The organism is Microvirga zambiensis WSM3693 (assembly GCF_016735695.1).
Lineage (GTDB): Bacteria > Pseudomonadota > Alphaproteobacteria > Rhizobiales > Beijerinckiaceae > Microvirga > Microvirga zambiensis.
Genome location: NZ_JAERQD010000125.1, coordinates 1 through 7,493 on the forward strand (window position 1 = coordinate 1; position 7,493 = coordinate 7,493).

General features: G+C 62.4%; 8 protein-coding genes and 2 pseudogenes. 4 read left to right on the top strand and 6 right to left on the bottom strand.

Features of this window, described 5'->3' with window-relative positions:
• Positions 1–63: 63 nt before the first annotated feature.
• The 5 genes and pseudogenes from JKL46_RS33610 to JKL46_RS33625 all read right to left on the bottom strand — a co-directional run.
• On the bottom strand, positions 64–1,104 hold the full coding sequence (locus tag JKL46_RS33610; protein WP_246529713.1) for an IS4 family transposase: 1,041 nt from the start codon (positions 1,102–1,104) through the stop codon (positions 64–66).
• Positions 1,105–1,413: 309 nt separating this feature from the next.
• Positions 1,414–2,271, bottom strand: coding sequence for a M16 family metallopeptidase (locus JKL46_RS33615; protein WP_201842735.1), 858 nt, complete (start codon positions 2,269–2,271; stop codon positions 1,414–1,416).
• 81 nt (positions 2,272–2,352) lie between these two features.
• Positions 2,353–2,691, bottom strand: a complete 339-nt coding sequence (locus JKL46_RS36115) for a M16 family metallopeptidase (protein ID WP_246529714.1) — start codon at positions 2,689–2,691, stop codon at positions 2,353–2,355.
• Positions 2,619–2,906 carry a hypothetical protein gene (locus JKL46_RS36120; protein WP_246529715.1) on the bottom strand — a complete coding sequence of 96 codons (288 nt, stop codon included), beginning with the start codon at positions 2,904–2,906 and terminating at the stop codon, positions 2,619–2,621. Before JKL46_RS36120 ends, JKL46_RS36115 begins: the two co-directional genes overlap by 73 nt.
• 263 nt (positions 2,907–3,169) lie before the next feature.
• Positions 3,170–3,765, bottom strand: a pseudogene (locus tag JKL46_RS33625) (transposase); the annotation flags it as partial.
• Between the two features lie 72 nt (positions 3,766–3,837).
• Between JKL46_RS33625 and JKL46_RS33630 the strand changes: the two are divergent.
• From JKL46_RS33630 to JKL46_RS33640, 3 genes are all read left to right on the top strand, one after another.
• Complete coding sequence (locus JKL46_RS33630) at positions 3,838–4,068, top strand: hypothetical protein (RefSeq protein ID WP_201842741.1); 231 nt, start codon at positions 3,838–3,840, stop codon at positions 4,066–4,068.
• A gap of 137 nt (positions 4,069–4,205) precedes the next feature.
• Positions 4,206–4,844, top strand: coding sequence for a helix-turn-helix domain-containing protein (locus JKL46_RS33635; RefSeq protein WP_009488340.1), 639 nt, complete (start codon positions 4,206–4,208; stop codon positions 4,842–4,844).
• Positions 4,837–6,072 carry a type II toxin-antitoxin system HipA family toxin gene (locus JKL46_RS33640; protein WP_009488338.1) on the top strand — a complete coding sequence of 412 codons (1,236 nt, stop codon included), beginning with the start codon at positions 4,837–4,839 and terminating at the stop codon, positions 6,070–6,072. The genes JKL46_RS33635 and JKL46_RS33640 overlap by 8 nt, the downstream gene beginning before the upstream one ends.
• 185 nt (positions 6,073–6,257) lie before the next feature.
• Here the strand turns inward: JKL46_RS33640 and JKL46_RS33645 are convergent.
• A pseudogene (locus tag JKL46_RS33645) lies at positions 6,258–6,922 on the bottom strand (transposase); the annotation flags it as partial.
• Positions 6,923–7,020: 98 nt separating this feature from the next.
• Here JKL46_RS33645 and JKL46_RS33650 point away from each other — a divergent pair.
• A partial coding sequence (locus JKL46_RS33650) for a transposase (RefSeq protein ID WP_201842743.1) occupies positions 7,021–7,493 on the top strand: 473 nt, incomplete at its 3' end.

A 7,493-nucleotide genomic window follows, 5' to 3' on the forward strand; every position in this document is an offset into this window, starting at 1 on the left:
GCAACCGCCACCAACTTAACCTGAGCTGTCCGAAGCTGCTCAGGCAGAATTTGTCATTTGTGATTAAACCATCTCGATCTTCCAGCGCAGAGCGTACCAGCCGATCTTCTCGACCGCCTCACCGACGCACGTGATGGGCAGATCGGTAATGAGGCGCCAGTGGATCGGCTGGCGGTTCTCGGGCGTCCCTCGCTCATCAGCACAGATCACGGTGAGTTCGAGAGCGGGATAGCGCTTCTGCTTGGCGAGGGGCGGCAACACATGAAGGCGCTGGTACTTGATGGTAAGGTGGGCCTGGCTGCTCTTGCCCTTATCGTCCCGCACCGCGATCCGGTGCTCGCCTTGACCTGGCACCTCGTCCATGGCTGCGATGATCGTCCGGGTGCCGTCATCCGCCCGCCGGTCGACGCTGCTGCGCACGAGAAAGTGTGTGCCGAGTTCGTGCGCCGTGACGAACAGCTCATAGATGTCGCCCTCGCGATCGCCGATGTGGATGCACCGCGCCGGATCGGCAGCAAGTACGGATGCCTGGCGCATGTTCTCGGGCCAACGGAGGCTCTCTTTCTGCTCGATCGGCACCCGGGTCGGGTTGATATGCCGCTTGAGGGTGCTCGTGCCCTTGAAGCTGGCGCGGGTCCAGAACTTGATCGCGCACAGTCCCAGCGGCAACCCGTCCGGCGTGACGCCAAGGCTTGAGTGCATCAGAAGCCCGCAGACGGTATAGAACTGGCGGCGATCGTAACTGGTGTTGCGGCAGGGATATTGCCCGGTCAGGCCGATCGGCTCGGGCCGGACCCGGTGATAGACGAACTCAGTGGTGTCGTGGAGGATGAGGATCGGCCCCTCAGTCGCGGCCACGCGGCTGGCGGTTGCCGCGAAGTGGCCGGCCAGGATCTCAGCCTCGCTGACGCGATCGTTGTCGAAGAAGCGATACGCGGCTTTGGTGGCGGCCCAGTCCTGGCAGGCCAGCGGCAGGCTTGCTCCCATTGCCCCGCCAAGCTGCTCCAGGAGCCGCCGCAACCGCTGGCCCAGCCGTGCATCGGCAAAGGTCGACCCGGCGAGTTCCTCATCGAGCCACGAGGTACCTTCGAGCATCGGATCCATGGCACCCCTCCTTCCGAACGGGTGCCCGACAAGGAATCACGCCCGAGCCATGTCGTGCAAGCTGAAGCGGCGCTCGCTCCGGAGATGTGGGTAATTGAAAGTAATCTGCCCCGCTTACGCGTGACAATTGATGGAAACATGTATTGCTCCTCTGAGAGTCGCCAGCGAGAAACGTCTCGCTGTTAAAGTAGGTTCGGCGAACTGAACTAGGTACAACCAACAATCGGGTACCCTATTTGTGCGAATATCATTCTGCCTCACACAGACCGGGCGGGCCTCAACCCGCGCCAAAACAGTTGCCGATCCGTTCTACCTTATCGTGTCAGCAGGAACAGCTTTTGTTCCGACCCCTGAAACGGCCGAAGCCGGCTTGCTCGCCTTCGTGACGGCCTGCGCATCGCGATCGGCCGGGCGCGCCCCTGGCGTCACAGTCAGGGCATAGGCCGGGCGGGACAGCCATTTGCCCAACGCTGCCTTGACCGTCGCGGGCGTGGCCGCGGCGTACGCATCGAGATCTTGGGCATAGTGATCAGGATCGTTTAAATAGAGCAGCCCTTCGGCCAGCGTTCCTGCCTTGCTGCTGACGGATTCGAGCGACTTGATCGTGTCGGCGGCATTCTGGATCGCAACACGATCAACTTCACCAGCAGTCGGGCCTTCAGCAATCAGATCGGCGATGATCGCGTCGAGACGTCTCGCAACCACCGCTGGATCGACGCCAGGCTTGACGTCGGCGCTCACCTCGAACAGGCTCACTTGAGCAAACGTCTGCAAGCCGGCCGAAACGCTGACCGCGAGCTTCTCGTCGCGCACCAGCGTGTTGTCGAGCCTGGAGCTGGCAAGGCCACTGAGCACCGATGCGCCGATCGCAAGCGGCACCGCATCAGAGTCGTTGAGCCCCGGCACCACCCAAGTGCGGTAGAGCCGCGTCATCGCCACCCGATCCTGCAGCGTCTCGTCCTTGCGCGCGGGTAAGGTTGGGATGGCGACTGCGATCGGGCTGCTGTCGGGTCCGCGCTTGATGGACCCGAAATATCTCTCGACCAGCGGCTTTGCGGTCGCAAGGTCGATATCGCCGGCAAGGGCAAGGATCGCATTGTTGGGCCCATAGTGCTGGCGGAACCAGCCATGCACGTCGTCCAGGCTGGCGGCATCGAGATCGGCCATCGACCCGATCGGCGGATGACCGTAGGGATGATCGGCCGGGAACAGGGCTGCGGCTTGGGCATATTGGACGAGGCCGTATGGCTAATTGTCGCGCTGGCGCTTTACATTCTGGACGACGCCGCGCTGGTTATCGAGCTTGGCCTGCGTGATCGCGCCAAGAAGGTGTCCCATCCGGTCGGACTCGAGATAGAGCGTCATTTCGAGCGCGCCGGTTGGGACTGTCTCATAGTAGTTGGTGTAGTCGTACGAGAACGTGCCGTACCAGATCATGCTGTTCATGTTAGTAGCGCCGACCTGCGGCATCCGCTTGAAGAAAAAGTCGCCGGCATTTTCCGAGCCGGTGAACATCAGATGCTGGAACAGGTGCGCGAAGCCGGACTTGCCCTTGGGCTCGTGCTTGGAACCAAAATATTGTACCAGACCGACACGGCGACCACCGGCGCCTTGCGATCGGTGTGGACGAGGACGCGCAGCCCGTTGGCGAGGGTGAAGCTCTGATAGGGAATCTTTACGCCCGCCACAATCTCGCGCGCACTCGCAACCGGCGCGCTTGGTTCCTGCGGCGGAGCGGCACCGATTGCCGGCGCAGCACCGAATTGCAGGACGACGAGCCCCGCGATAAACATGGCTTTCATGCAAACCTCCCCGACGGACGCGGCATCGATCGTCTCACCGCTCTCAAGCCTCAAGATCCGGTCGGCAGCTCCTGCCGCCGTACGACGAGGACGTCGCAAAAGGCGTGCCAACGGCGCCGCAAGCGCCTCAGAAGAATTGTTGTGCAGATTATTCAAGGGCTTGGATGAGAGTGCGGCAGGACGTCAGGCCGCACAGCACCGGGGCGCGGACCTGACAAACCCGACAGTCGGTGTCGGGGACCCGACGTTTATCCAAGGAGTGGCGGACAGGATCCTCCGCGGGGACGCGCAATTCGCGCGTCATTCAACCGCGTTCGGCTATGTCCGACGCCCGCCGATGTCGAACATGCGACACAGATGATCGCCTTGATGGCCGTGACGAGTTCCTCCTCCGGCTCTGGTGGCCGGCCTGCAATCTGCTCGGCGATGGTGGAGCGGGCGACTTCAAGGACAGAGCAGACAGCGCTCATCGCGAACCGCCTTTGGGCCACGACAGCGAGCGCGACAGCTGCTTTTTTGGCCCCGTGGCGACCTCCAGCGCCTCCGTGAGGATCTCAGCCTCGAGCGTGTTCTTGCCCAAGAGCCGCTGCAGCTCACGGGCTTGGTTCTGCAGGGCGCGGTACTCGGAGGCGGCGACCACCTCCTCCTGAGCACTGGTGGCCGTGAGGGCACCATGGGCGGCGAGCTTGCGCCAGCGGAACAGCTGGTTGGGGGCCACGCCATGCCGGCGGGCGACCAGGCTGACCGTGGCATCCGGCTCGTAGGTCTCCTGGACGATGGCCAGCTTCTCGGCGGCCGTCCAGCGGCGCCGGTGTTGCGGTCCGTCGAGGACCTCTAACTTCGAGGAAGAACCAGTCATAGGCCTAACACTACTCCTATCTCTTAACGAGGTGGGAGATCGTGTCCGGTCGGTCTATTCGGGGGCTACTTCATGGTCGAGAAGGTGAAATACCGCCCCTATGACCTGCGTCATTTCTTTGCTTTGATGCTGCTGCTCGAGCGAAAGGTCAACCTGAAGAAGATTCAGACCCTTATGGTCATTCAAATATCGAGACTACGCTCAACGCCTACAGCCATCTCCTGGAAGAGGCTGAAGCCGGACCGCGGCTGGCACTGGCCTTCTAAGTCGGAGGACCCTGTCCCGGGCACGGCCACAGCCTGACATCCCGAATGCTTCATATGCTATAGCGTATATCCAGAGCGCTATATATGTTATGGCATATATCTAATTGACAGGCTCGATCAAAGATGATATGTTTAAATATATAACGATTCTAACGCCATATGTGAAAGCATATTATGCCAGCTGTCGGTGAAATCGCAAGGGCTCTGAAGGATGCCCGCGCAAATAAAGGACTGAGCCAGGCCACCTTGGGCGGGCTGGTCGGCCTGCCGCAGAGCCATATCTCGAAGATCGAGAGCGGGGCGGTCGATCTGCAGCTTTCCAGCCTGATCGAACTCGCGCGCGTCCTCGATCTGGATGTAAGGCTGGTCCCGCGCAAGGCCCTTCCCGCCGTCGACAGCGTCGTCAGGACGACCGCGCCCTCGGCGGAAGCCGAGCAGCAGGCGCGTCTGCATAACAATCTGAGACGCATTGCCGAGGCGTCAGGCGAGCTCTCTCGCTTGCACCTTCTGCCGGACGCGGAGCGGCTGGCCGATGCCGCCAACCTTCTGCAGAAGGTCACGATCCCACGGGAGGAGATTGCCCGCGTGCAGAAGGCGGTCGAGCAGCTCAAGCCCCTGCAGCATCTGCCGATTCACACTAAGAACTACGAGGCTCTCGCGCGCCAGCTGCAGGACCCGGGCCTGCAGAGCGCGATCAGGAGTGCGGCGCAGGCCCTTAGAAGCGTGCGCAATCACATTGCGCATAGTCCCGCGGCTGTAAAACCGGCCGTCCGGCCGGCCTATGCCCTGGATGAGGAGGACGATGATGCCTGATGTCTCCATTCTCTATGTCCAGCTCTATGGCGAGACGATCGGCACGCTCACTCATGTGGGCGGCGACCGCACGATTTTCGCGTTCAGTGACAGCTATATCGAGAGCAATGACCGGCCCACTCTGAGCCTGTCTTTCAAAGACGAGTTTGGCGGGCTGATCACCGATCTGCCCGCAACACAGCGGCGTGTGGCGCCCTTCTTTGCCAATCTGCTGCCCGAAGGCACGTTGCGGGACTATCTCGCCGAGCGCGCGGGCGTGCATGTCGAGCGCGAGTTTTTCCTGCTGTGGGTGCTGGGACGCGACCTACCTGGCGCCCTGACCATTGTGCCGGCCGACGGGGAGGCTTGGCCGCCGGAGGCGGACAGCGCCCCTGCAAAAACAGTCAAGCGCGACCGTGAGAATGCGCTGCGCTTTTCCCTTGCCGGCGTGCAGCTCAAATTTTCGGCCGTCAAAAACAGCGGCAAGAATGGCGGTCTCGTAGTCCCCGCGCAGGGCGTGGGTGGCGAGTGGATCGTGAAGCTGCCTTCGACCCGCTTTGAAGGAGTGCCGGAGAATGAATATGCCATGATGAGCTTGGCCCGGGCGGTCGGTATTGACGTCCCGGAAATCCAGCTGCTCGACGTGGATTCGATCAACGGGCTGCCGGATGGCATCGGCGTGCTCAAAGGGCAGGCCTTTGCGATAAAGCGGTTCGACCGGACGGCGGACGGGCCCGTTCACATTGAGGACTTCGCGCAGGTGTTCGGTGTCTATCCGGAGGACAAGTACAAGAAGGCGACGCTGCGCCGTCTCGCGCACGTGCTCGGGATCGAGAGCGGCAGCGACAGCGTCGCGGAGTTCATCCGGCGCGTGGTGTTCAGCGTGCTGATCGGCAATGCCGACATGCACCTGAAAAACTGGTCGCTGATCTACCCGGACCGGCGCACGCCGCTGCTTGCGCCGGCCTACGACCTGGTCTCGACGATCCCCTACCTGGAGGACTACAGCTTTGCGCTGAAGTTCGCTAGGACCAAGCGGTTCGACGGCTTTACGCGCGAGGAGCTCTCGTACCTAGCGGACAAGGCAGGCCTGCCCGTCCGCCCGGCGCTGGCTGTCGCACAGGAGACGGTTGAGCGCTTTCTGACGCAGTGGGGGGGCGAGAAGAGGCATTTGCCCTTGCCCGGTCCTGCGGTGGAGGCGATCGACACCCACCTTGCGCGGCTGCCGATCGTCCGGACAGGCTTTTAGGCCCGTGCCCTGCTTCTCGACAGAGATATGGCGCACCCCTTTTCCGTCGGGAACAAACAAGCAATATTGATGTGGATAACTCGGCAATGCCGGCAAAGAACGAGGCCAAGCCGAGAAGAGTCGTGAAGGCGTAAGGGCAGAAGCAACTGATATAGTCGTCCGTGAAGAATGTTTGATAGCGTGAGTCATGCGCGTTGGCGCAATGGATCATCGCCGACCAGCATCAGGGCGAGAGGCCACAAAAGCGCCGCCAACCACCGTAGCAGGAGCGAGAAGTTATACCCGACGGCCGCCAGGACGGCATTGATGCGGTCGCCCTCGCGGCCTTTCAGATGATTGCGGCCCATGCGGTGCTCGGCTTTCAGGTGCCCGATCACCGGCTCGATCGCCGCCCGCCGCTTCATCTCGCGTCTGAGGGCGGCGGTCGTGCGCCTGATCTGACCGGAGGATAAACCTGGAACCGGTTCGGATGGTTGTGGCCGCGATAGCCCTTGTCCACATGGGTGCGCTGGACCGCAACTCCGGTCATTACGGCGACATCGGCCACCGCGGCTGCGAGCGTGTGACCGTCATACGGGTTGCCGTGCAACGCCCGGGCATGCAGCACGAACTGGCCACCCTTGGGCTTCGTGACCGGAGTGGCGATGCTCACCTTGCAGCCAAACTCATACGGTGTGCGGGCCTTACCCTTGCCGATGCACTCCACCTCGGGTGCATGCAGGGCGTAGACCTTGGGCCCGCGCTGACGCTGGGTCTGCTGCCGGACCCTCACCGCCAAGGCGAGCAGCGGACCAAACCGCTCCTCCAGAGCCGCATCGCCTGTGATCTTGCGGCATACGTCCCGGATTACCCAGCTATGGTGGAACCTGGGTGATGACGGTGTGAGAAAGGCGGCGTATCGAGGCGGGTGTCGAGCCTGCCAGAACCTCTCCAGGAGAGCGATACGCCATGAACGAGACTACCAACATTGTCCGCCTTCGTCAGCCCGATATCATTGACGATCCGCTGACGGATCTTCTCCGAGCCGGCGCCCGCAAGCTGCTGGCCCAAGCCATCGAGAGCGAGGCCGAGGCTTATCTGGCCAGCATGCGCGATCTCAAGCTGCCGGATGGCCGCGAGCGCCTGGTCCGGCACGGCCATGGGCCTGAGCGCACGCTCCAGACCGGCATCGGCCCGGTGGAGGTGAGCCGGGTCAAGATCCGCGACCGCGGCGCTACCGGCGAGGATCGGATCCGCTTCACCTCGGCGATCCTGCCGAAATGGGCGCGTCGGACCAAAAGCTTGGATGCGCTGCTGCCGATCCTGTACCTGCGCGGGCTCTCCACCGGCGACTTCCAGGAGGCGCTCTCCGCCCTGCTCGGCCAGGATGCGCCCAACCTCTCGCCCTCGACCATTACCCGACTGACCGGCGAGTGGCAGAG